At 44.8% G+C, this 22772-nt stretch carries 18 protein-coding genes; 15 read left to right on the top strand and 3 right to left on the bottom strand.

The genetic code is table 11. The features are described from left to right. Positions 1-453: 453 nt before the first annotated feature. The 6 genes from GXO74_00090 to GXO74_00065 all read left to right on the top strand — a co-directional run bounded on the left by GXO74_00090 (position 454) and on the right by GXO74_00065 (position 8179). Positions 454-1119, top strand: a complete 666-nt coding sequence (locus tag GXO74_00090) for a hypothetical protein (GenBank protein ID NOZ60056.1) — start codon at positions 454-456, stop codon at positions 1117-1119. A gap of 16 nt (positions 1120-1135) precedes the next feature. Then, on the top strand, positions 1136-2248 hold the full coding sequence (locus GXO74_00085) for an SH3 domain-containing protein (GenBank protein NOZ60055.1): 1113 nt from the start codon (positions 1136-1138) through the stop codon (positions 2246-2248). Positions 2249-2462: 214 nt separating this feature from the next. Beyond that, positions 2463-3209 carry a LysM peptidoglycan-binding domain-containing protein gene (locus GXO74_00080; protein NOZ60054.1) on the top strand — a complete coding sequence of 249 codons (747 nt, stop codon included), beginning with the start codon at positions 2463-2465 and terminating at the stop codon, positions 3207-3209. A 303-nt stretch (positions 3210-3512) separates the two neighbouring features. After that, a complete protein-coding gene (locus tag GXO74_00075; GenBank protein ID NOZ60053.1) occupies positions 3513-3809 on the top strand; it encodes a hypothetical protein in 297 nt (98 codons plus the stop codon). Between the two features lie 6 nt (positions 3810-3815). Continuing rightward, complete coding sequence (locus GXO74_00070) at positions 3816-4505, top strand: rhomboid family intramembrane serine protease (GenBank protein NOZ60052.1); 690 nt, start codon at positions 3816-3818, stop codon at positions 4503-4505. 104 nt (positions 4506-4609) lie between these two features. Next, positions 4610-8179, top strand: coding sequence for a DUF3078 domain-containing protein (locus GXO74_00065; protein NOZ60051.1), 3570 nt, complete (start codon positions 4610-4612; stop codon positions 8177-8179). A 179-nt stretch (positions 8180-8358) separates the two neighbouring features. On the opposite strand, the gene GXO74_00060 is transcribed toward GXO74_00065, so the two are convergent. The 3 genes from GXO74_00060 to GXO74_00050 all read right to left on the bottom strand — a co-directional run bounded on the left by GXO74_00060 (position 8359) and on the right by GXO74_00050 (position 11797). Continuing rightward, the gene (locus tag GXO74_00060; GenBank protein NOZ60050.1) at positions 8359-9108 is read right to left on the bottom strand and encodes a 16S rRNA (uracil(1498)-N(3))-methyltransferase; all 750 of its coding nucleotides are present in this window, start codon (positions 9106-9108) and stop codon (positions 8359-8361) included. Positions 9109-9119: 11 nt separating this feature from the next. Next, on the bottom strand, positions 9120-10457 hold the full coding sequence (locus GXO74_00055; protein ID NOZ60049.1) for a BamA/TamA family outer membrane protein: 1338 nt from the start codon (positions 10455-10457) through the stop codon (positions 9120-9122). Between the two features lie 119 nt (positions 10458-10576). Beyond that, positions 10577-11797, bottom strand: coding sequence for a BamA/TamA family outer membrane protein (locus GXO74_00050; protein NOZ60048.1), 1221 nt, complete (start codon positions 11795-11797; stop codon positions 10577-10579). A gap of 273 nt (positions 11798-12070) precedes the next feature. Here GXO74_00050 and GXO74_00045 point away from each other — a divergent pair, with 273 nt between their 5' ends. From GXO74_00045 to pyk, 9 genes are all read left to right on the top strand, one after another. Next, positions 12071-15025, top strand: a complete 2955-nt coding sequence (locus GXO74_00045) for a T9SS type A sorting domain-containing protein (protein NOZ60047.1) — start codon at positions 12071-12073, stop codon at positions 15023-15025. A gap of 107 nt (positions 15026-15132) precedes the next feature. Beyond that, positions 15133-15546 (top strand): DUF2809 domain-containing protein, encoded by a 414-nt coding sequence (locus GXO74_00040; protein NOZ60046.1) that lies wholly within the window; start codon positions 15133-15135, stop codon positions 15544-15546. A 9-nt stretch (positions 15547-15555) separates the two neighbouring features. Next, positions 15556-16725 (top strand): hypothetical protein, encoded by a 1170-nt coding sequence (locus GXO74_00035; GenBank protein ID NOZ60045.1) that lies wholly within the window; start codon positions 15556-15558, stop codon positions 16723-16725. 104 nt (positions 16726-16829) lie between these two features. Then, complete coding sequence (locus tag GXO74_00030) at positions 16830-17144, top strand: hypothetical protein (GenBank protein ID NOZ60044.1); 315 nt, start codon at positions 16830-16832, stop codon at positions 17142-17144. Continuing rightward, on the top strand, positions 17129-17356 hold the full coding sequence (locus GXO74_00025) for a DUF2283 domain-containing protein (GenBank protein ID NOZ60043.1): 228 nt from the start codon (positions 17129-17131) through the stop codon (positions 17354-17356). The genes GXO74_00030 and GXO74_00025 overlap by 16 nt, the downstream gene beginning before the upstream one ends. Positions 17357-17618: 262 nt before the next feature. Next, positions 17619-17843 carry a DUF433 domain-containing protein gene (locus GXO74_00020; GenBank protein ID NOZ60042.1) on the top strand — a complete coding sequence of 75 codons (225 nt, stop codon included), beginning with the start codon at positions 17619-17621 and terminating at the stop codon, positions 17841-17843. A gap of 214 nt (positions 17844-18057) precedes the next feature. Next, on the top strand, positions 18058-18660 hold the full coding sequence (locus GXO74_00015) for a dephospho-CoA kinase (protein ID NOZ60041.1): 603 nt from the start codon (positions 18058-18060) through the stop codon (positions 18658-18660). A gap of 25 nt (positions 18661-18685) precedes the next feature. Beyond that, positions 18686-21067: a DNA internalization-related competence protein ComEC/Rec2 gene (locus tag GXO74_00010; GenBank protein NOZ60040.1), complete on the top strand. Its 2382-nt coding sequence runs from the start codon at positions 18686-18688 to the stop codon at positions 21065-21067. 12 nt (positions 21068-21079) lie between these two features. Then, the gene (gene pyk / locus GXO74_00005) at positions 21080-22513 is read left to right on the top strand and encodes a pyruvate kinase (GenBank protein ID NOZ60039.1); all 1434 of its coding nucleotides are present in this window, start codon (positions 21080-21082) and stop codon (positions 22511-22513) included. Positions 22514-22772 lie beyond the last annotated feature (259 nt).

Below are 22772 nucleotides of genomic sequence, written 5' to 3'. Positions count from 1 at the left end.
AAAAATATCTGAATTTTGGCAGAGCGCTAAATCGCGAGCGCCGCGCAAATTTTTCGGCGTTGCGGCAAAGAAATTTCATTTTTGGCTAACTTCCGGCAAAGGCATCCTGTCTTTCCCCTGATTTTGTTGTTGTCCCATTTTGTCAAACTTCCCACTGTGTAAAATTTTCCCACAAAAGCGCTAATTGAGAAAAAATTACCTAGCTTTGTTGCTTGAAAATATTTGCTTTACAAAATAGTACAATTCTAACTTCATAAAAACAAAGGACATTTTCTGCCTGAAAGGCATATTTTTTTTATGGCATTAGTTTTGTATTTGATGATTAATTTCATTAGCAACTGAGAACGACGAGTAGAAAGTTAGCATTTTTTTTAAAGATACGCTCCCCCTCAGAGGCGGAACGTATCTCTTCACTCCACCAATAAACAGCCAGGAAATTGACAACAAGAGTCGATGGAAAAAAAATATTTAAATACGAAAGATGCGCTCCAACCGGAAAATGGAGTACATCGTCACAAAAAATATTTGAACATTGTGTTCATTTTATTATTCTGGATTTTATTGTCCGGGCATTCCGTGATTGTCCAGTGGAATCGAAATCAGGAAAAAGACGTCGCCGGCTATCGCGTTTACTGGGGTACGGAATCGCGAAATTACAGCCACTGGAAGGCAGCGGGGGCGGATACGATATGCCCGATAGAAAATTTATCGCCAGGCGGCTATTTTTTTGCCGTGACTGCCTACGACACTGCCGGCAATGAGAGCAAATTTTCGCAAGAAGTCTATTTTGAAATAAGAAATCAACCTGATACAGAGCCCGGCTCCGGCGATGACGGCAGGGCGTACAATTTTCCCAATCCTTTCAATCCGGACAAAGAGAGAACAGTAATTCGTTATGTTCTGCCACAAACAAGCAAAGTGTCGATTGACATTTACGATGTGAACGATGAACTTGTGCGGCAGCTACTGCCTCTGACTCGCAAGCCAGCGGGCGAGCACACCGAAGATGTTTGGGATGGTAAAAATGAACAAGGAGCCGTAGCGTCCAATGGCGTCTATTTTGCTGTGATTCGCTACGACTTTATTGTGAAAGTGGTGACGATTGCAGTGGTGCGTTAATTTTAATGCGGAGAAAATGATGAGAAGTAAGATATTGAAAATAATATTGTTAGCCGTGTTTGTGTTAAACGCGTTGACGCTTGAAGCGGCGGATAAGAAGAAGAATTTTTTTACCAATTTTGGCGTCGGCGCGAGGGCGATGGTGTTCAAATCGTCTTTTGTGGCGGTCAGTGAAGATTATCTGGCGGGTCAGCGGAATCCGGCCGGCGTCGGATTCTCGCGAAATATTTTTGTTGGCATGAGTCATGCGAGAATCGCATTCAATCGTCAAGTCGGATTCGTTTCAGTAGTCCTTCCCGTGGACAGGAATGATAAATTTGGCGTTTTCTGGAAAGGATTTTTGATTAATGATATTGAAGCGAGATCGTCCAACACGGCACAGTCGGATTATCTTTTTAACAACGTGGAACAGATGGTCGGTCTCACTTATGCCAGAAGAATCGGTGGGAGCCTTGCTCTGGGATTTTCGGCTAATTTGCTTCGTCAAACATTGGATGAGCACTATGCCTCCGGCTGGGGAGTCGACTTTGGATTCATTTACAGATTAGGAGAAAAACTCAGCGTTGGCGCTTCATTGAATGATTTTCGGGAAAAATTGGCGTGGGAAACCGGACACGCAGACCATTTCGAAAAGGTGGGCAGTGTGGGTGTTTCCTACGAATTAGCGCCGGGAGCGCTCGTTGCAGTTGGTTATCGCAGCAAAAATATCATTTCAGCGGGCACTGAAGTCAAAATCTCCTCTCCGCTGCGGTTAAGAATGGGGTGGCAGGAAAATCAATTGGCGTTAGGCGTAGGTTTGGTGCAAGAGTTGAGAAACATGGTTTTTAGTTTGAATTACGCTGTTTTGAATCACCAGCTCAGTAATGAATTATCTCATGTTTTTGATGTTACCATTAGCTTCAAATCCAAAGCCAAACACTCGCCGCCTCGAGCCATAGTCAAAGTTGGGCAGTTGAATATTCGTTCTGGCCCGGGCGTAAATTTTCCGGTGGTAGCGGTTGCGAAGAAAGGGCAGCAGTTTATTGTGCTCGCGGAATATGGTGGTTGGGTGAAAATTAAATTGAAGCGCCGCCGCATTGGCTGGATTGGTCGAAAGTATGTAAAAATTACCAATTACTTTCAGCAATGATCGGAGAAGTTTTGTGTAAAAATTACACGAATCGCTTTTCGTGCATTTATCATTGGAAGAAATGATTAAAATTGAAAATTTTATAACACCAATAAAAACAAATAACTAAAAGCAGCGACAAGAAGATAAGCATGGGTGGCTCATTTTTGGCATCTCAATTGCCTATAGAAAGTGCAAAGAGCCGAAAACTTTTAAATTTTAAGGAGGAATTGAGATGAAGAAATTACTGGTTATTTTCATACTGGTCACGGTGGTTGTCGGTATGTATTCGGAAGAGAATTTGCTGTGGTGTAAAAAAATGCTCTTCAATGAGCCGACGAAACACATCATTCAAAAGGGCGATTATTTCAGCAAATTGTCCAAACAGTACTACGGAACCACGAAGTATTGGCGCGAATTGGCGTTGGTGAATCGCGCGCCGAATAAAGATTTGGTTTTTCCCGGGGAAGAAGTGATTATTCCCAATCTGGATGCGGTCAAGAAATTGCATCATTCCCGGAGCCTGACAAGGGTGAATTCAATTGTGGAAGATCAGAAAGATTGGATCGCGAAAAATCACAACGTCTCCACGACGCCTTTAGCGTCACAAACACAGCTTCAGGAGCAACAAACAGCTACGGAGACCTCCGCGGAAAAATCAGTTGCGCCGCCGAGCGAGGAAGCACAAACTGAAAAAGTCGCAGCCGAGCCCGTTCCGGCAATTGCTGTCGAAAATGGCGCCGCTGAAAGCGATGTGAAAGAGTCAAGTCTTTTTCCGATCATTTTGACGATTGTGGCGATTGGATTAATTGTGGGCGTGATGGCGTGGTATCTGGTGCGTCGCAAACGTCACTACGAGATGGAAAGATTTGAACCGGAAGATGATGAGGAACAAGACATCGAAATGGGGCAAGCGGATGAAGATGAGGAATTTGTTCCTTCATTTGGCAAACGGGACCGGGAAGATGTGTTGGTGGATTAAGTAGTTTTTCTGCTTCAAGTTTTCCCCTCTTATCATGCAAAGTTGGTTTTCGTCTTTAGTGGCGGAAGCCAACTTTTTTAGTTTAGACAAAACTCCGATGACAGAACGCGGGTTTGCACGAATTTTATTCAAGATGTAGTCCACCTCGCAGGTGGACTACATCTTCCGAATTGCTTTTTTCCCAAAGAAAGTGCTTGATTTTGCCCGATTCTTTTCCTATATTTCAAAAGACGGTTTTCAGCAACTGAAGATGGGTATTCCCCAAATCGAAAAAAATTATTGATCAAAAACGGCGGAGGTTTTATGGCTGAAGAGTATCGTCGCAAGATCTCGGGTGAAGAAGCGCAAGAGCGTTACATTGCCATCGTAAAAAACAAGCTGGATTTTTTCCCGAAGATCGGGAAACCCTTCACGTTGAAGGTCAAAGACAAAAAATTTGAAACGACGATCCAACCGCATGAAGTTTGGACGATGGGGCCCAAGAAACCGCAACAGAATTATCGCATCGACGCAAAGCCGTTCTGGGAAATTTTTCCGCTGCATTTCGGCCAATCGGTTCACATTACCAAGAAGAAAGACGATGTTTACGTTTTGTCTTAACGGATTATGATACCAATTCGAGATACGATTCCTTCGCGCACTTTTCCTTACGTGACAATCTTGCTGATCGTCGTCAACGGCGTGATTTTTCTCTTTGAAGTGTCCCTAGGCGACGCGCTGCATAATTTCATCAATGTCATGGGGCTGGTTCCTGACCGCTATTTTGGATTAGCCCAGGCGCCGGCGTCGAATATTTTCGAACGATTTTTCCCGTTCGTAACTTCGGTTTTTTTGCATGGCGGCTGGTTTCATGTGCTCTGGAATATGTGGTATCTGTGGATTTTTGGCGATAATGTCGAGGATCATTTCGGACATTTCAATTTTTTCTTGTTTTACATTTTTTGCGGCATTCTTGCCGGAGCGGTTCATATTTACATGAATCCGGCATCATCGGTGCCAACGATCGGCGCGAGTGGCGCCATCGCCGGCGTCATGGGGGCATATTTTGTGCTGTACCCGCATTCCCGAATTTTGACGATTATTCCTTTGTTTTTAATTTTCCCCATTATTCATATTCCGGCTTCGATTTTTCTGGCAATCTGGTTTTTCATGCAATTTATCAGCGGAACATTATCGCTCGGCGCGCATGAAGCCTACAGCGGCGTCGCGTGGTGGGCTCACGTCGGCGGATTTGTCGCCGGAATATTGGCTATTGTTCTTATTTTTCCCCGAAAGAAATACGCTCGGGAGTCATAAATCCGAAAAAATTATTTCGCCGCGAGAAAGGGCATTTTTACTGATATTTTTGAAAAATAATTTCAAAATGCAGGATACGAATAACTATTTGTTGGTACTTAACGATGCGAAAAATACAATTTTTTGTTCTGATGACTTTGTTGATTGTGATGCACATTACTGAAGTCTTTTCATCTCAACCGAATTCGAACGACGGATTATTTTACGTTGCGCTGAGACATTTCACTGAAATAGACAGCTCTCTTTCCGAGTGGAGAAGTTTGCCTGCGGTTGTGCTGGACAAACAGAACCAGACTGAATATCGCAGCGGAACCTGGGGCGGAAAAAACGATTTGAGCGGAAAATTTTGGATCGGTTGGAACAGTTGGGGATTGGCGCTTGCCGCTGAAGTTGTGGATGACTCCCTTTCGTTTCCGTTCACCGGACGCGATGTGTGGCGAAATGATTGTTTTCAGTTCGCTATCGACGTGCAGGACGACAACAACGCCGACGCCTACCAGAATGACGACCGGGAATTTGTGGCGACTTTTGCGGACAGTGAGGCGGTTGTTTACGAATTTTGCTACGCCAAACAGCGGGTTTCCGGTTATCGAAATTTTCCTGTTTCGATTGTCGCGCGCGGCGATACACTGCGATATGAAATTCTCATTCCCTGGCAAGCTTTGGGAATGACTGAACCGGCAGCCGGCATGCATATTGGCGTTTCAACGGTGTTTTTCGATAATGACGGTGGTGATTTCCGCGGCTGGATCGAATGGACGCCGGGCGTGACGCGCAAGAAATTTACCCTGCCCTTTGCCACGGTAATTTTGTTCGATCCCAACGTCACTTTCACGCAGGCAATTCCCACGCAGACTTTTTTGTCCACGGAAGACACACTTTTTGTCTGGGCGTATTGCCGCTACTATCGCAAAAATGTAGAATTTATGCTCTCCAATGCCAGCGAGGTTCTTTTTCGCAAACGGGTGACACTGAGAAGACAGCGCTGGACGCGGCTGGCGATTCCGCCGAAATTCTTGAATTGGGGGAATTTGACGCTCGCCGTCAATTCTGTGAAAACATCTCAACAGTATCAGATTTCAGTCTGGTCAAAAGAATTTATTGCTGAACAGATTGATTATTTGTCGCAGCAGGCGGCGATGATGAAGAACGTGAAACAAATCGATCCTTCAGCGAGCGTCACTGTGGAAAACTGGATCGATTTGTTGCAAAATCAACTAAAACGGGCGAAAACAAATTTTGATTTTTATCAGGTAATGATGGCAGCGCGCCGCCGCGTGGAATTGATTCCCAATTTTTACATGAAAAAACAGGTCTATTTTGATCACGAAAATCATATTTTGGAAAAATTTTATTTTTCAAAATATGAGCAGCGATACCGGCGTTATTTCGTTTTCCTACCGCCGGATTATGACGAACACAAGACTTATCCGGTCTATCTGTTTCTCCACGATCGCCGCGACAATGCCGAAGAAATCGCCCGCCGAATGGGAGAAATTTTCACACAAAAAGATCTGGCAATGATCGGAATTTTCATCCCCGAATATTCTCAAACGGCGGTTTCATTTTTCCAATTGCATGAAATTCTGGATTGTTTGCATCATGCCGGCGACAATTTCAACACCGATAAGTCGCGCATTTTTCTCGCTGCTGAAGGCTCCGGCGCTGCTGCTGCAATGCAATTGGCGAAGAGAAATCCTGATTTGTTCGTAGCGCTGACACTGTTTGTGCCGGAATTTCAAGATGAGCGGCAGTTGTCCAATCTGGCGTTGCTGCCGCTGTGGATCGATACCACTCCGGCGAAAAAAGTGAAAATCGCTGAGCAGATTGAATTTTTACGAAAGCATGGCGGGAAAGTCAGCCTGCGCGAATTTGAAAATTTTCCGGAGCAGGATTTTGCGCCTGTGTTTGCCGGCGAATATCTGCACTGGCTATTGCAGCAGAGAAAAAATCGCAAACCGCGCCAAATCACGCTGGAAATCCAACAGCTTAAACCGGCGCGTTACGGCTGGGTTGAAATTTTAGGACAGGAAAATTACGGGTCAGTCGCTTTCTTCCGCGCCCGAGTGGATTCGGACAAAGTGATGATTTCCACGGAAAATTTGTCCCAATTTGCCCTCGTGCCGGATTTGTTGCCGGAGTCACTGAAATTTCCCGCTCGCGTGTTTGTTGATGGCAGATTCGAGTTCGAGCTCGCCGGAAGGAAATCAGGCAAGAGTTATTTTTTTTGGCAAGCGAACGAATGGAATAAAACGGAGACAAATTCGGAAACGCTGGAAAAATCGCCAGGCTGTTCTGGCCCCATGCGCGCAATTTTCGACAAAACAGTTTATTTCGTTTACAGCTCCATTGGCGATGACGAGAAATATAATCACTACACTTACGAACTGGCACGACAAAGCGTGCGTCGGGGGAATAGTGATTTTTTAAAAAAAATGCTATTGCCGGACACGCTGGCGCTCAAAAAAACCGGCGACGCGAATTTTGTGATTTTCGGCAATTACCAGAGCAATGCATTTTTGAAACAAATTCAGGGAAAATTGCCCATTCAAATTCATGGGCCGGGACTTCGTCTGGGAAAAATGTTTTACTATGATCAGGGCGGCGCTGCGCTTTTCATTTATCCCAATCCACAAAGTCCGGCGAATTTGATTCTGGTTTGTTTCGCGCGAGATACGAGCGGACTTGAAAATTTAGAAAAAGTATCGGATTTTCAAGATGCCAATTTAATTTTTGACCATGATTTTGTCGTCATCGGGAATAATGTGTCCCAAAATGATTATTCGACCTGGACAGATTACGGCTGGTTTGATCATTACTGGAGTCTGCCTTTTTTCAAGCCGCCGTTCAAAGTTGGTCCTCGCTACTGGACGCGCGATATTACGGTGGGGCTTGACGCCAATCAGTTGGCATTTAACAGCAACTGGAAAGGCGGCGGCAAGAGCAATTTTACCTGGAAGATTTACAGTCGGATGAATTTTTTGTACAAAAGGAAAAAGTACAACTGGAAAAACTCGCTCTATCTTGCCTTCGGGCAAATCACCGTTAAAGAAGATGAAAAATGGCGCTCGCCGGAGAAGTCCACAGACGTGATCGATTTTGATTCGGTGTTGAAATTGACGCTGGAAAAATTCATCGACCCCTATGTGGCATTTTCCGCGAGCACGCAGTTTCACGAAGGATACGATTCGAAAACAAAAAAAATAATTTCCCGTTTTGCCAACCCGCTAAAAATGTCGCAAAGCGCCGGCGTAGCGAGAAATTTAATCCGGAAAAAGAAACTTAAAGTCACAACACGAGTGGGTTACGCGTCCAATGAATTTTTCACTACGCAGCGCAAATTCCGAAAACTGTGGACAGGAGACGAATCCAGAGGAGTGAAAATCGACGGCGGAATCGAGTGGCTGACTGAATATCATTCTGAAATCAAAAAAGGCGCCGTGCTCGATGGAAAGTTGAAATTTTTTCAAGCCGTCATTTCCTCGATTACCAAAGAAAAAGACCCGAATCAAAACTGGCGAAAATTGGATATTTACTGGGAGCAGCGGCTGAATGTCAGACTGACGCAGTACGTTGTTTTCAATGCCATCGTGAAGTTTATTTACGATCGGGATACTACGCCCGGCGGTCAATTCTGGGAAAATGCATCGTTTGGGTTGAGTTACAAATTTTGAGGTAGGAAAAATGGCACGCGGATTGGGTTGATCTCCGCGGATTTTTTTTAAAAAATGTTCGCATCCCATTTTTTCTCAGCACTGTCAAATTTAGATGGTTCTTCTGGACAAATTGAGTAATCATAAATAAAAAAATTCTGTTTCTTTGTATTTTGGAGCCTCGGTGGCAAAAAAGCAAATTAAAAAATTTGCTCGATCAATTCCATGAAAATCGTTACTGCTGCAATCCCGGCGGTCTCTGCTCGCAATCTTCTCTGTCCCAGAGTGAAAAACTGGCATTCTTTCTTTTTTGCCAATTCAATTTCATTTTCGGAAAATCCGCCTTCGGGGCCGATGAAAATAATTGCCGAGCGTTTTCTGCGATATTTTTCCTGCTTATTCAAAAGGATAGTTGACAGACCCGGCGCGCCTTTCTCGGGATGCGCCATGAACGCCGGTCTTTTGGCCGGATTTTCCGCAAGGAAATCAGAAAAACGCACTGGCTCGTGAATTTTCGGCAGGCGAGAACGATGGCACTGTTTCATGGCGGCGATGGCGATTTTTTCCCAGCGACGGCGGCGATTCGGGCTTCCTTCTTTGACAGAAAAATCGCAAACAAGGGGAATAATTTCAGCGACACCCAGTTCGGTGGATTTCTCAACGACCCAGTCGAAACGAGTGCTTTTGGGAATTGCCTGCGCCAGAGTCAACTGAAAAATCGGTTCGCCCATGAGACGGACGCGTTTTTGAATTTCTCCCTGCGCAAGGGTGCGCGTGATTTTTTTGATGACCACAGTGTACACATTCCCGATTCCGTCCACAACGTTGATGATGTCGCCGGGTTTTTTGCGCATCACACGGGTTAAATGCCTGAATTCTTCGCCCTGAATTTCGACAACAGCATCGGAAATCAATTCCGGTGGGGAGTAAAAAAAATCGTGCGTGATCATAAAAATCCTCTTTAAAAAGCAGCTTCGACTTCGATAATGGCTTCGGCTTTCCAGGTGCTGTTCAGACCCAATTCCACGCGGAGCAGATTGACGTACGGCAGATGAAAATGGATGCCGGCGCCAAATCCCGAACGAAAAATATCCGCGGTAAGCGCCTGATTTTCGTACCAGACCGCTCCCGTTTCCACGAAAAGAGCGCCGCTGATGCCAAATTTCAAATGACTGGAATAATATTCCAACTGTTCCACCGAGGGAAGTGCAATGTAGCGAATAGGCAAAATCGGAAAACGAAATTCGGCGCCACCGAAGAGCAATTGTTCGCCTTCCACGATTTGATTGAATCTTCCGCGAATTCTTTCATCGTAACCAAAAAAGACACGGTCGTAGAGCGGCACGTCTCCGGCTTTGAAACTGGATGCCGCGCGCAGCGCCAAAGTTGTTTTTTTTGTCACCGGCATATAAGTGCGAACATCTCCGCCGAAACGATAATAGGAATGGCTGTGATTCACGGACACCCGTTTTCCCCAAAAGTTGATATTCCAGCCGCGATGGGGATATTCCTTCCAATCGCGGTTGTCATATTGCACGCTGCTGATAAACGTTATTTTGTTGTCTTTCCCTGATGGCGAAACAGTGAGTTTTGAGCCGGAGTCAGTTTTGATTTGCTGATAGCTTAAATTCAGTCCGAAAAAAAGAAAATGGCCAAATCGTTTCCCGACCAGCCAGTCGATCCCTCGGGATTTATATTCTAACTGATCCAATTCGAAATTCTTTGCCTGAACTTTTCCTTTGTAGGCTTTGAATTGCGTAAATAATCGCCAATTGCCAAAAAACCAGGGATTTTCATATTGGAATCGAAACTCAGGATTGTAGCCGAATGCTGCTGTGAGTTTGAGCGTGATGTTTCTGCCCAGAAAATTGTAATATCTGCCTTGCGCGCCGTAGGAGAGTTTTTTCCAACTCCGCTCATTGGTGTAAAAAATCGGCGCTGCATAAACGTACCAGCGCTCGTAAACCGTAATGATGAGCGTGCTGTATTTTTCATCGCCGACAATATCGAAGCGCACTTGGGTGAACAATTCCAGACTGGCGAGGCGTTTTTGTGCCGCGGAAATCTGGGAAAAGGTCACTTTTTGCTTTTCCGAAAAAAGCAGTTCCCGGTGAATGATGACGGCTTTGGTTGCTTTGTTGCCGACAATTTCAATTTTGCCCAGAAAAACCGACGCCGTGTCGCCATTGCCAGCCGGGTCCAAAATGTGATTGTTGAAATAAACCTGGGCCGCGACGGAAAACGGTAAAATTATTAATGTGAAAATTGCTAAATAGAAGGTGATGGTTCTGTCTTGCAATAGAAACTCCCTGAATTAAAAAATTCCCGAAAGCTACCGTCATTCTCTTTTTGAATTGCAAAGATAAGCGAATGAAGTGCTTGTACGAAAATTGACGCCAGTGTTTTGAAAACATTTAATTAAAACCGATTCATAATCCGAAACGTCACGCGCCAGGCATCTTTCCCGCGGTCGGTGCGTTTGGCAAAGTCGATTCGCGCCAGCCCTTCCGTCAAATACAAACTGACTCCGACATCCGACTTCATGTCAGCGAAAGTCATGCTTTTAAAACCGGAAAAAACATTTTCATCAGCAAAATCAAAATCTAACCAGCCGCTCTCGGCAAAAATGCCCAACGAAAGCTGGTCATAAAACGGAATGAATCCCAGTGGCAATTTCCCCAGCAAAGTGTTGTTGAATAAATAATGAGCAGTGGCGTAAAAAAACCGATTGCCGTTTTTGAATTCTTTGTCTTTGTAGCCGACCAGCGCGCCGATGCCGCCCATGTCCATGGTGTAATAATTGGCGTCCGGCTTACATCCGCTGCGACTACCGATCATGGTTTTGAAACGGAGAGAGTGATTGCTGAACAAAAGCATATATTTTTTAATTGTGAGAAAAATTCCTTTGGTGTCAAAAAAATCGCCTTTAGTGAGCTCGCCTTTCCCTTCGATGTACCAGCCGGACATGGGCATGAGCGGATTATCGCGCCAGTCCAGCGCGCCCACAAGCCGGTAGCTGGTGACGTCTTCCTCTTTGACGAGCGGGTTTTCCCTGAAATTTTTATTTTTTCCAAACAGTGCCCAGTTGGTATTTTTCTCAATTGGCTCCAATCGCGATTGTTCCACTTCGAGCCGAATCGTGTGTTTCTCGGCGATCTTCTGGTCGATGAATCCCAGCAAGCCTTTTTTTACGAAATAGTCCATGAAATCCTCTTTCAGAAACAGCGCGGCAGCGGAATTTTCATTGTAGCTGATGAACCAGTCATCCTGCGAAGCGACAACATTTTGGTAACGTATGCCGATTGTCAGGGGACTGAACTCAAAAAAAGATTTTTGCAGGCCGCCAATGTAACGCACTTCATCTTTGAATCCGTAGCTGATATGTCCCAGCAGGTCGATTTTTTTGCTACTGCTCAATGCAATTGTGGCATCGGCGCCAACAACAAATCCTTGCACGCGGTTGTAGCGCAAAGCAGGCGTCACGTCAATTTTGCCTTTTTCTCCCTCAAAAAGGCTTTGCGTGGCAGTCTCGATTTTTTCGATTTTGAATTGCCCCCATGCTGACGGCGCGGTTGCAAGGAAAATAAAGAAGAGAATGAGGGAAAAAGTGAGTCCGGCGTTTCGTTTGCAGTAAGTCATAATTGACTCCTGTGATAATTTGCTTTAGATTTTTGAGAAAAGATGGCTAATATTTTTTCTAAAATTATTAAAATAAATCGTTAGAGTCAAGAAGTATTTGCTGGAAGATTTTTTCTCTTCGGCTTTGAACACAATTGGTGAAAAAAATTATCTCGATTTTTGCAATGGATAAAAAAAATCAAAAAAAATGTTGCGAGTAATTTTTTTTTTGTTAAATTAGAGGTATCCCTTTCAAATCAATGAATCAGCTAATTTACAAACAGGAGAAAGATAATGTTCCAGAAAAAGCAATTTTTTGTTCTATTCTCGGTTCTGTTTTTGTTGTACTGTTTGCTTGGAATTTCATCGGCGATGGACAATACTGAAATTAGCCAAATACAGCAGGCAATTAAAGCGAAAGGCGCGAGCTGGACAGCCGGGGAGAATTGGGTCACCAGATTGCCGCGCGAAGAACAAATCAAATTACTTGGTACTATTCCCGAACATCCCAATCCTTCGGAGGCCAAAATAATTGAGCTGCCAACGCAAAATGATCTCCCCGCAAAATTTGACTGGAGAAATAATAATGGCGACTGGCTGACGCCGGTCACGAACCAGGCAAATTGCGGAAGCTGCTGGGATTTTTCCGCAGTGGCGCAGGTGGAAACGTGGTGGAAAATAAAAAATAATCTACCGGATACTACCATTGATTTATCGGAACAGTTCGTCTTATCATGCTCCGGCGGAACTTGTAACGGATGGTCAATTTCCGGAGCGCTGGACTTCATTAAAGACACCGGCGTTCCTCCGGAAGAATATATGTCATATCAGGCCGACGATACTGTCCCCTGCGACAGTGTCCGCGATGGCTGGGAAAGTAAAAAAATCACAATACCCGGCTGGGGATATGTGACTCAGGAAGAAGTTGACATACAAAAAATAAAAAATGCGGTCTATTTGCACCCGTTGTCTGTTAGCTACGAAGTGTTCGAGGATTTCAATGCTTACAGCAGCGGCGTTTACGAACATGTGTACGGCCAGTCTATTGGTTGGCACGCAGTTTTGATCGTGGGCTGGGAAGACGATTTACAATGTTGGATCGTTAAAAATAGCTGGGGAAAAAATTGGGGCGAGAAAGGGTATTTTCGCATTAAGTGGAATAATAGCAATATGGGAAGTTGGAGCCCATTTATTTGGGACGGGTTGACCAATAACGGTTCTCTTTCCTTGGAACAGAACGAATACCAATACTCATTCACGCGCGGTGACTCCGTCGTCCAGTTGGTAAATTTGAAAAATACTGGTTCACAGCCACTGTACTACGCCGCGACCGATTATTTGACTAAATTTTTCTTCCACACTGATGACTTTGAGTCATACGACGGTCAATCATGGTGGTGCGGCGATCCGGAAATCGGCGGCTATCAGGATCATTGGCTGCAATGGATGGAAACGCCAATGCTTGATTTGACAACAACGACTAATCCAAAATTGGATTGTTTGGTAAAATGGGCGGTGGAAGATCCTGCCGGCGCTTCAGATGCTGATCCGAATTACGACGGTTGGGATGGCTGCAATGTGTGGGTTTCTATTGACGGCGGCGCCACATATTCTGTCCTGCAGCCGACGACACCAGCCTACAACTGCCAGAGTATGTGGAGTTTCGGTCATCCGGAACAAGGCTGGAATTACGGAATCGGGATCCCCGGCTGGGGCGGTCAAAGCTATGGCTGGAAGCCTGCGGAGTTTGATCTGTCAGCTTTCAAATCAGACAGCGTCATCATCCGTTTTGCGCTGGCTTCAGACATGGGCTACAGCACGCCGGATGATCCGAGTTTAAAAGGTTTCTTTGTTGACGAAATTCAGGTTGCCGACGGCTCAAATACAATTTATGAAAACCATGGTGACGATGATAGTACGATAGTCCGGAATGGTAAAGGCGCAGAGTTCGTTACTGATTGGTTTAATCTGGAAAATGGCGTTGGCGTTATTCAGCCCAATGGCACTGCTGAATTAGGTTTGATTATCAATGCCAAAAAATTAGATGCCGGCAGCTACAAAGGAATTGTGTATTTGGATTACAATTCTAATAATCCGGAAATTTTGAGCTTTAACTGGCAGATAGATGTAGCGTTGCCGCAACATGATTTGTCGCTAACTGATGTCACTTTACCAGGACAGAGCATTCCATTATTTTTCCCGATTTCTCTGGGCGCGAAAATCCGCAACGAGGGTGCCAGCACCGAGACAAACGTTGACTTGGTAATTACCGGTACGCAGAACGGCAGCATCATTTATCAGGATACTTCTCGAATCACTTCTTTGGCTTCCTGGGGGGAAACAGTGGTGCAGTTCAAGCCATATCTGTTTACTGAGTCAGGCCAGGTTGATTTTGACATTTCGCTGCCAAATTTTAGCGGTGACTACAATACTTACAACAATAGTTTTCATTCAGCCTCGAATGTTTCCAATTTGGTGGATGATTTTGAAAATGAAACAGGCTTTTGGAATCTCTCCGGCGGTTGGGGCTTGACAAAAATGTCCGCTCATTCAGGCGGCCAATCCATTCATGTCAATGGCGGCAAAGTGCCCTACAACAACAACATGGACGCGATGATGACTTTTACGCCCGGATTTGACGTGACCACGATTAATGCGATGAAGATGAAATTCTGGGCAAAATATTTCATCGAAGCGGATAAAGATTTCCTGTACGTTGAAGCTTCCACGGATGGTGTGAACTGGCAGAAATTGTACACCATGACAGGAAATTACTACGCCAAATGGCAGCAGCATGTGGTGGATTTGAGTGATTTGATTACGTCAGGTGTCACGAAGGTGTACGTGAGATTTCATTTTGTCTCTGACGGGCAGAATCCGTCCATCGGCGCTTTGATCGATGACGTCGAAATTTTTGAGGGTAGTGTTTCTGCCGTGGAAACGCCAACCACAGAAGCCATGGTGCCGGATCGTTATGAATTGAAGCAAAATTTTCCCAATCCGTTCAACATGGAAACCAGCATTAGTTACAATCTGCCGGAAAAAGCCAACGTTAACTTGACTATTTTCAATATTAATGGCGAAATTGTCAGAACGCTCGAAAGTGGCCTGCGAACTGCCGGTACACATCGAGTGCAGTGGAACGGCAGGGATCAGAGCGGACAAATTGTCGGCACCGGCGTTTATTTGTATCAACTGGAAGTTGCCGGAAAATACAAAAATACGAAAAAATTGCTCTTGTTGAAGTAACCAATTTTTTGTGGAATTTAATCAATCGGATCGGAAGCTGCGTTTTTCACGCGTTGGTTTTCGATCCGATTTTTCATTGAAATCTTACTTCCATTCCGAAAAAAAAGATGACAATCAAACAATTTTTTCTGCGACGACACCTGACCTGGTTCTCTTTGATTCTCATCATTCCGATTGGTTTTGCTTCAAAATTTTACTCGGGCGCAGCAGCGAACTGGGTGAATAATTCGCTCGGTGGATTTTTTTACGTAATTTTCTGGTGTCTGTTTTTTCATCTGGCTGTTGCCGGAGCAAAACCGTTACTCATTGCGGCGTGGGTTTTGGGCGTCACTTCGCTGCTGGAATTTACACAGCTCTGGCATCCGCCAATGCTGGAATGGATGCGGTCATTCTTTTTGGGAAGGGCGCTCATCGGAACTTCCTTTGTCTGGAGCGATTTTTTCTATTATTTTTTGGGCGCCATCGTCGGCTGGGGATGGCTCCATTTGCTGCGCAAATTCGAAAAACCCACTGAAAAGTGAGGTGATAACATGGTTAGACGTTTCAAATCAATTCGCAAAGAATCGCTGCTGAAAAGATTCTTTCGTTACGAAGGAAGAATTTTAGTGATCACGTTCATTATCATTTTGCTGGCGGGTTGCGTCACCTGGCGGACTTTTTTTCGCACGCCGCCGGAGCCGGAGATTCGCCGCGATTTTTTGGTGAAAGAGATTTCTGATGATCTGGGCATGAAACCGGGGCGATTGGCGAAATTCAGTGGCGAGGAACTGGAAATAATCGATCGTCTGAATTTGGATGGTCTCGTCGCGCTGCAGCGGTACCCCAAAGCCACGGTGCGCGTTTACAAAGAATTGAAAGATTTTCATCTCTTTTATCAGATCATCGACGAATTTGGCCCGCATCACGTGATTCCGGTGCTCGATTATTTTTACAACGAAGGAAATCTCGCCATTTCCGCTGAAGAGCAATTTAACCAACTGCTCGACAAGATTTTCGGAAAATCTCCGCAAGCCGATTCGCTTACTGACCGCCAGAAGCGCTTGCTCTCTGTGCTCAATGAAATCCAATATCAAAAACACAATTTTCTGGCGCGTTTCATTTTTACCGAATCCGGAGCAAAACGAAATTACGTGGCGACCACCACCAGTACCATCGTCAATTTTTTCAGCGGCGGGCTTTCCAATTTCAACGCTGCTGTTGCGACACGTGGCCTGTCCCACGTTACAGGCAAAGAATTGCTCGATGCCGGGCTGGATGTTGTGGTGTTGATTCCGGTAGTTTCCTGGTTTGCCAGGTCTGCCAAATCCGGAGCTGCCGCCCTGCGCGGCGGAACAATCACGGAGCGAACCATCGTGCGGCAGGGCAGCCGCACGGCGATTCAAACGGGAAGAATGGCAAAAATTGCCCGCGCATCCGGCGCTGTCTGGAGAACTCTGCCATTGAGAACATTGTTGAAATTCAAATACGTCAAATGGTACGCGCTGGCGCTGGTGATCGTCAAACCCAGTCTGCTCAACCACGCCGCTGCTCTGGTGGCAAAAGGATTTTCGATTCCGCCGATACTCGTCAAAACAGGTTTCTGGTTTCTCATTTTATTCCCGTTGCTAAATTTGCTGGTGCCGATTTCGATGTTACTGTGGAAGCCGATCAAAAAATGGGTTCTTCAGCGGGCAGTTTACGAATCGGATAAATTTGCTTGACAGAAGTGGTTTTTTGTGGTATATTAAGAAGGTAATAGGTGGATTTTGACTTGCCTTAGAAATTAACGTTTGACAAAGCAAAGATATTAAAAATTAAAATAATGATGAATAATTTCGCTTATTCAATAAACAATATACCTATTCGACTGACGACTGAAAGATGGACTCATGTTGTTGAAAACCATGATGAGATGGCTGGTCATTATTTCGATGTTTTGGAGGCTATTGCAAATCCTGATATGATAGTGCAAGGAAACGAGGGAGAATTGTGGGCAGTAAGATTCGTTTCTAAAAGAAAAACACTTTTGGTTATCTATCGAGAAATAAAAGAGAATTCGGATGGATTTGTTATTACCGCTTTTTTTACCAGTAAGATCGAAAAATTATTGAAGAGGAAAATATTATGGAAACCACAGTAGTGAAAGACATTTTTAATGCGTTACCCTTCATCAAAAAACTTGGTTCAAAACATATCTGGTTTGATTTTGATGAAGAAGCCGACGTTTTATACATCAGCTTTGAACGACCACAACACGCAACTGACACTGATATTTTGCCGGATGGAATTTTGCTCAGACTTCGCGGGAAAAAAGTTGTTGGAGTTACCATTACAAATGTGAGCAAGAGGTAAGATAGTAGCTTCGAAAGTCTTTTGATTGAAATTAATAGAATGCTTTTATGTTTAAAAATGTAACAAAGCAAAGTTGGGAATGAAAATAATAATGCGAATGACCAGTTAAAATTGAACATAGGTCGCTAATTTATTGTTTTTAAAAGGCTGACGCCTTAACTCCATAACTCCACTCCAATTTAGGAATTAAGCCGTAAGGCTTTTATTATTTTCATTGCTATTTTACTTAAAATTTTCCAACTGGTCATTCATATATAATAATATAAATCAAAGAACGAATTATTTTTCATATTCAAAAATTTGTAGTGGATTTTCTTACCTAAAGAGAATTAGCATTCCGGTTCATATAATTTTAAGCCATTTGGCTGCTGGTGATGGTTTTGATATAATTTTAGAAAATTTTCCGGGGATTACAATCGAAGATATCAAGGCGTGCCTCGAATACGCTTCATATTTAGCAACTGAAAAAGAGATATCAATTTCATGAAGATAGTAGTGGGTGAAAGTGTTAGCTAATGAGTTGTCACTTATCTTAAAAAAATAATTTTGATATTTCAAAAAACAATCAATCACACAGAAGAGATGAAATAATAGAACGTTGATAAACACTTACGAACGAATTTCTGCGGAAATTAATTGATAAATCAGTGCAAATCCGCAGAATCCGTGTGTGTCCGCGTGCAAAAAAACAAATTGAATAAATGCTAAAACTCGGCATCACCGGCGGCATTGGCTGCGGCAAATCTGAAGTCAGTCATCTTTTACGTCAGAGGCGAATCCCCATTTTTGCTGCGGATCGGCTGGCGAAAATTTTGATGAATCACGATCCGAAAATTCGAGCGCAATTGGTTGATCTTTTGCGTGAAGGAATTTACCAGCCTGACGGAAAATTGAATCGGGGACGAATGGCGGAAATTTTATTTTCCGATCCTGAAATGCGGGGGAAGGTGAACGACATCGTCCATCCGCGGGTTATTCAGTACGAACATCAATTGCTGGGAAAAATCGCGCAAAAAGGCAGGCGCCCCATCGCCGGCGTCGAGGCGGCGCTGATATTCGAGGCTGGCTCTGATATTCACTACGACGTGATTCTTGTCGTCAGTGCTTCGAGAAAGGCGATTTTTGAGCGGCTGAGAAAGCGGGACGATATTAACGAGGCGGAAATCGAGCGCCGAATTGTTTCGCAGATGCCGCTGGAAGAGAAAATCCGCCGCGCTGATTACGTGATTCGCAACGACGGCACGCTGGAAGATTTAGCGAACGAAGTGGATGAATTTATTCGATTTTTACAGAAAAAGTTGTGATTGTTGACCGAATTTTTCCGACGCAATGGATGATATTCTCAAACGATTGCAAACCAAACCGGCTCTGAAAGCTCTTCTCCCTTTTCTGCTGGGAATTATTGCGGCGTATTTGCTGGAACCGCCTCCTGTACTCATTTTTGGAATGTTGATTTTCTTCGCTGTTATCTCGTTGGTCAGTTTAAAATTTTCTCCTCCACTCGCCGGCTATTTTTTACTCATCACTCTCATCTCCGCTGGGGCGATGCGGCTTTCACTTTCCAGCCATTTATTTTCAAAAAATCACATCAAATATTTCACCGACACCAGAGAAAATCTCATCGTTACCGGCGAAGTTTGCGGCTTTCCGCAAAAGAAAAACTCCGGTATGCGCATTGAATTTGAACCGGATACGGTGCTCTTTCAGGGACGTAGCTATGCCACCGAGGGAAAAATTTTGCTGCGTTTGCGGAATTTCGTTTTGCCATTGGCTTATGGCGATAGGTTAAAATTTCTGGGAAAAATCGAAACTCCGCCCGGGGAGAGAAACCCCGGCGATTTTAATTATCGGAAATTTTTGGCGGCGCAGGGAATTTACGGTCTTGTGAACATTCGCTCAGACTGGCAGGTAATTTGTCTCCCGCAAAAACGCAGCTTTTCAATTCTGGCGCTGGCGGCAAGAGTGAAAGCAAAAATTGCGGAGCAAATCGACAAACTCTATTCCGGCGATGTGGCGGCGCTGCTGAAAGGATTGCTCATCGGCGAGCGCAGCGAAATTTCCTACCGCATTCGCGATTCGTTCGCGCGCAGCGGCGTGATTCACGCGCTGGCAATTTCCGGGCTGCACGTAGGTTATATTTTGCTCATTTTCTGGAGCCTGCTCGGCGTTTTCCGCGTTCCCCGACGGCAGGGATATTTGCTCATCATTCTGGGACTGATTGCCTACAATCTAATCGTCGGATTCAAACCGCCCATCGTGCGCGCGTCGTTGATGGCGGGAATTTTTCTGCTGGGAAAATGGCTGCAACGCCCCATTGACATCTGGAATGTGATTTCCGCGGCAGCGTTGATCATTTTGCTTATTCATCCGCAAGATTTGTTTCAGGCATCTTTTCAATTGTCATTTGCGGCAGTGATCGCCATCATTTATGGCTACCAAAAATTAAAAATTCTCTTTGAAAAGAGCGCACTTTTTCGTAAATTGACTGTCGGAAAATTTGGCAACAGTATCGGCACTCTGTTTCTTGTTTCGCTGTCGGCGCAGTTGGGAACCCTGCCACTGACGGTGTACTATTTTCACCGCGTGCCGCTGATCGCTGTTTTCATGAATTTGATCGTGATTCCTCTGGTGGGCGTGGTGATCGCTTACGGTTTTGCATCGCTGATTTTCTCTTTTTTGATTTTTGCTGTCGGAGATATTTTTGCCTATGCCAATACTTTGTTCGCGCGAATTTTACTCGCGCTGACTAACGTCGCAGGAAATTTTCACTGGGCGTCGGCTGATGTTTTTGTGAGCAATTTTCAGTTCGTCGTTTTGTTTTACATTCTGCTTTGGATTTTTCTGAATATCAATAAAAAGCGCGTGGCAAAAATCGCCCTTTTTTTGGCGCTGATTTTGGGAAACATTTCTCTGTGGGGTTCGGTTTTTTCCGATGATAACTGGCTGTACGTGACATTTTTGGACGTGGGACAGGGAGATTCCATTTTTATTCAATTTCCTGACGGGAAGAATATGCTCATCGACGGCGGTCCCCAATCAGAAAATTTCAATGCGGCCGATTTTTTTATTTTGCCTTTTTTGAAAAGGAAACACATTCGCCATCTGGACACGATCGTTTTGTCCCACGCGGACAATGATCACATCGGCGGATTGCCGGAAATTTTGCGACACATCAGCGTGCAGCGTGTGGTGGACAACGGCATTTACCACGATAGCGATATTTGTCATTTGTACAAATTTTTACTCGACGCGGAGCACGTGGCAGTGAGTGCGCCGACAATGCTGGATTCCACTGGTTCACACTGTTTGGTTGCGTTGCAGCCGATGAAAGATTTTCTGCGCATGAATCCCGATGATGTGAATAACAACTCAGTCGTTTTGAAATTGATTTACGGGGAGAAAAAATTTCTGTTCACCGGCGATATCGAAAAAGAGGCGGAAGTTGCGCTCGTTCGCTACGGCGATTTTTTGCAAGCGGACGTGCTGAAAATTGCCCATCACGGGAGCAATACTTCCAGTTGCGAGGAATTCGTGCAAAATGTGAGACCGGATTTTGCCGTGATCAGCGTGGGAAAAATGAACAAATTTGGTTTTCCTTCAGATGAGGTGATTGAACGGTTAGAAAAAATGAAAATAAAAATTGCTCGCACCGATTACTCCGGCGCGGTTGTTTTTCGAACAAATGGGAAGATTTTAGAACGAATTCGATGAGAGAGGTGAAAGATGCGAAAGGCGAAAATTGTGTGCACTTTGGGACCGGCGACGGCGACGGAAGAGAAAATTGTGCGGTTAGTGAACGCAGGCATGGATGTGGCGCGGCTAAATTTTTCCTATGGCAGCCACGAAGAATATCGGCAAAGAATTGAAATTATCCGCCGCGTGGCGGAGAAGTTAAATAAATCCGTTGCGATTCTGCAAGATTTGCAGGGCCCAAAGTTACGCGTGGGCAAGATGAAAAACGGAAAAATATTTCTCAAAACAGGTGAGAGAATTACGATTACGACCGAAGAAGTTTGGGGAACAGAAAAATTAATTTCCACGACCTACCGGCATCTCGCCAGTGATGTCAGCCCGGGAAACGCGATTTTGCTCGACGACGGTTTGATCAAATTGAAAGTGCTTCGCTCAGACGGCGAAAAAGTCGAGTGCGAAATTGTCGAAGGCGGCGCGCTTTCCGATCACAAAGGGATCAATTTGCCGGGCGTGCGCATCAGCCAGCCTTCGCTAACGAAAAAAGATGTCGCCGATTTGCAGTTTGGCATCGAGCAAAAAGTGGATTTTGTCGCCATGTCTTTTGTGCGGCATCCGGATGATATTTTGAAAATAAAAAAAATTATTGAGCAAAATCGAAGCGAAATCATGGTCATCGCCAAGCTGGAGAAGCCAGAAGCCATTCATTTTCTCGATGAAATTATCGAAGTTGCGGACGGCGTGATGGTTGCGCGCGGCGATCTGGGCGTGGAGATGCCGCTGGAGCAGGTGCCTTCTTTGCAAAAAATCATCATTCGCAAGGCGATCAAGAAGGGCAAGCCGGTAATTACTGCCACGCAGATGCTGGAATCCATGCGTCTTTTTTCTCGTCCCACGCGGGCGGAAGTGTCCGATGTGGCAAATGCCATTTACGACGGCACCGATGCGGTGATGCTTTCTGCCGAAACTGCCACCGGCAAATTTCCTGTGGAAGCAGTGCGCGTGATGGACAAAATTATTCGGGAAGCCGAAAGTCACAGAGATTTCATTGCCGTGCCGCATCTGAGAGCGGATGAGAAAACGCAATCCATCGCCGATGCCGTGAGCAATTCTGCCTGCGAAGCTGCGGAACATTTGAACACGCGCGCTATTGTGGCATTTTCCAAATCGGGCTTCACCGCGCGGATGGTAGCCAAGTACAAACCCAAAACAAATATTATCGCTTTTACGCCATCGGATGTTGTGCGCCGACAATTAAATTTATCCTGGGGGGTCACGCCGTTTCGCATGGATTATCTGGAAAACACCGACGCTATTTTTGCAAAAACCGAAGAGATTCTCATCGAAAAAGAATTGGTAAAAAAAGGTGATGTTGTTTCCGTGCTGCTAGGCGCTCCGATTTTCGCGCGCGGGACAACAAATTTGATGAAATTACACGTGGTTGGCGAAGGGTCTTTTCAGAGATAAGACGAAAGAATAGGGCCGTTCTGGAGATTCAAAATATTCCGGAGTCCCAAGCCAATGCCGCGCCAGAAAATAAAAGCCACAGATAAAACGGATTTTCACGGATTGTTTTTCAGTTCGCCAGTTGGCGAAAGATAACACCGATATACGCCATTTCAAGCACAAAAGTGTTTTGGGGCCATCTTTGGCGGGGCTTTTAAGGACAAATATGTGTTATGCATCTTTTATTATTTTCTTTCTCAACGGTTTGAATATGGTGCGT

The organism is Calditrichota bacterium (genome assembly GCA_013152715.1).
Lineage (GTDB): Bacteria > Zhuqueibacterota > Zhuqueibacteria > Thermofontimicrobiales > Thermofontimicrobiaceae > 4484-87.
This window is presented reverse-complemented; position numbering and strand designations above follow the sequence as displayed.